Origin of the sequence: Klebsiella sp. D-Nf1 (genome assembly GCF_002810515.1) — a bacterium.
Lineage (GTDB): Bacteria > Pseudomonadota > Gammaproteobacteria > Enterobacterales > Enterobacteriaceae > Klebsiella > Klebsiella variicola.
Window position 1 is genome coordinate 1 of record NZ_PIOK01000023.1, and the last position, 1794, is coordinate 1794.

A 1794-nucleotide genomic window follows, 5' to 3' on the forward strand; every position below is an offset into this window, starting at 1 on the left:
GCTTTGTGGAGCGCGCCGTCAAAAACGGCATGGACGTCTTCCGCGTCTTCGACGCCATGAACGACCCGCGCAACATGCTGGCCGCCCTGCAGGCGGTCCGCCGCCACGGCGCCCACGCCCAGGGCACCCTCAGCTACACCACCAGCCCGGCCCACACCCTGCAGACCTGGCTCGACCTCACCGAACAGCTGCTGGAGACCGGCGTTGATTCCGTCGCCATCAAGGACATGTCCGGCATTCTGACGCCGCATGCCGCCTTTGAGCTGGTCAGCGAAATCAAGAAGCGCTATGACGTCACCCTGCACCTGCACTGCCACGCCACCACCGGGATGGCGGAGATGGCCCTGCTGAAGGCCATTGAGGCCGGGGTCGACGGCGTGGATACCGCCATCTCCTCGATGAGCGCCACCTACGGCCACCCGGCCACCGAGGCGCTGGTGGCCACCCTCGCCGGCACGCCGTACGACACCGGCCTCAATATCCACAAGCTGGAGAGCATCGCCGCGTACTTCCGCGAGGTGCGTAAGAAGTACCACGCCTTCGAAGGCCAGCTGAAGGGCACCGACAGCCGTATCCTCGTCGCCCAGGTTCCGGGCGGGATGCTCACCAACCTCGAAAGCCAGCTGAAGCAGCAGAACGCCGCGGACAAGCTGGACCAGGTGCTGGCGGAAATCCCCCGCGTGCGCGAGGACCTCGGCTTCATCCCGCTGGTGACCCCGACCTCGCAGATTGTCGGCACCCAGGCGGTGCTCAACGTCCTGACCGGCGGGCGCTACAAAACCATTGCGAAGGAGACCGCCGGTATCCTGAAGGGCGAGTACGGCCGCACCCCGGCGCCGGTGAACGCCGCCCTGCAGGCGCGGGTGCTTGAGGGCGCTGAAGCCATCACCTGCCGCCCGGCGGACCTGCTGAAGCCGGAGCTGGCGCAGCTGGAAGCCGACGTCAGACGCCAGGCGCAGGAGAAGGGCATCACGCTTGCCGAAAACGCCATCGACGACGTGCTCACCGTGGCCCTGTTCCCGCAACCCGGCCTGAAGTTCCTCGAAAACCGCCACAACCCGGCAGCCTTTGAGCCCGTGCCGCAGGTGGAAGAAGCCAGACCTGCCGCGAAGGCTGAGAAACCAGCCGCCTCCGGCGTCTACACCGTGGAAGTGGAAGGTAAAGCCTTTGTGGTCAAAGTCAGCGACGGCGGCGACGTCAGCCAGCTGACGGCGGCCGTACCTGCTGCCTCTTCCGCACCGGTTCAGGCCGCCTCGGCCCCGGCAGGCGCCGGCACCCCGGTGACCGCCCCGCTGGCGGGCACTATCTGGAAGGTGCTGGCCAGCGAAGGCCAGACGGTGGCCGAAGGCGAGGTGCTGCTGATTCTGGAAGCCATGAAGATGGAAACCGAAATCCGCGCCGCGCAGGCCGGGACCGTACGCGGTATCGCGGTGAAATCCGGCGATGCGGTGGCGGTCGGCGACACCCTGCTGCAGCTGGCGTAAGGACGAGGAGCGGAAATGGAAAGTCTGAACGCCCTGATTCAGGGCATGGGGCTGATGCACCTGGGGGCCGGCCAGGCAGTGATGCTGCTGGTCAGCCTGCTGCTGCTGTGGCTGGCGATTGCGAAGAAGTTCGAGCCGTTACTGCTGCTGCCGATTGGCTTCGGTGGCCTGCTCTCCAATATTCCGGAGGCCGGGCTGGCGCTGAGCGCGCTGGAAAACCTGCTGGCCCACCACGACCCGGTCCAGCTGGCGGTGATTGCCGCGAAGCTCCACTGCGCTCCGGATGTCCACGCCATCAAGGAGGCGCTGG

Annotated in this window: 2 protein-coding genes; both read left to right on the plus strand. The window is 66.7% G+C overall.

Going from position 1 to position 1794, the window contains the following annotated elements; translation table 11 throughout:
* A partial coding sequence (gene oadA / locus CWM54_RS27785; protein ID WP_100699186.1) for a sodium-extruding oxaloacetate decarboxylase subunit alpha occupies positions 1-1484 on the plus strand: 1484 nt, incomplete at its 5' end.
* 15 nt (positions 1485-1499) lie between these two features.
* The coding region (locus tag CWM54_RS27790; protein ID WP_206054246.1) for a sodium ion-translocating decarboxylase subunit beta at positions 1500-1794 on the plus strand (295 nt) is incomplete at its 3' end.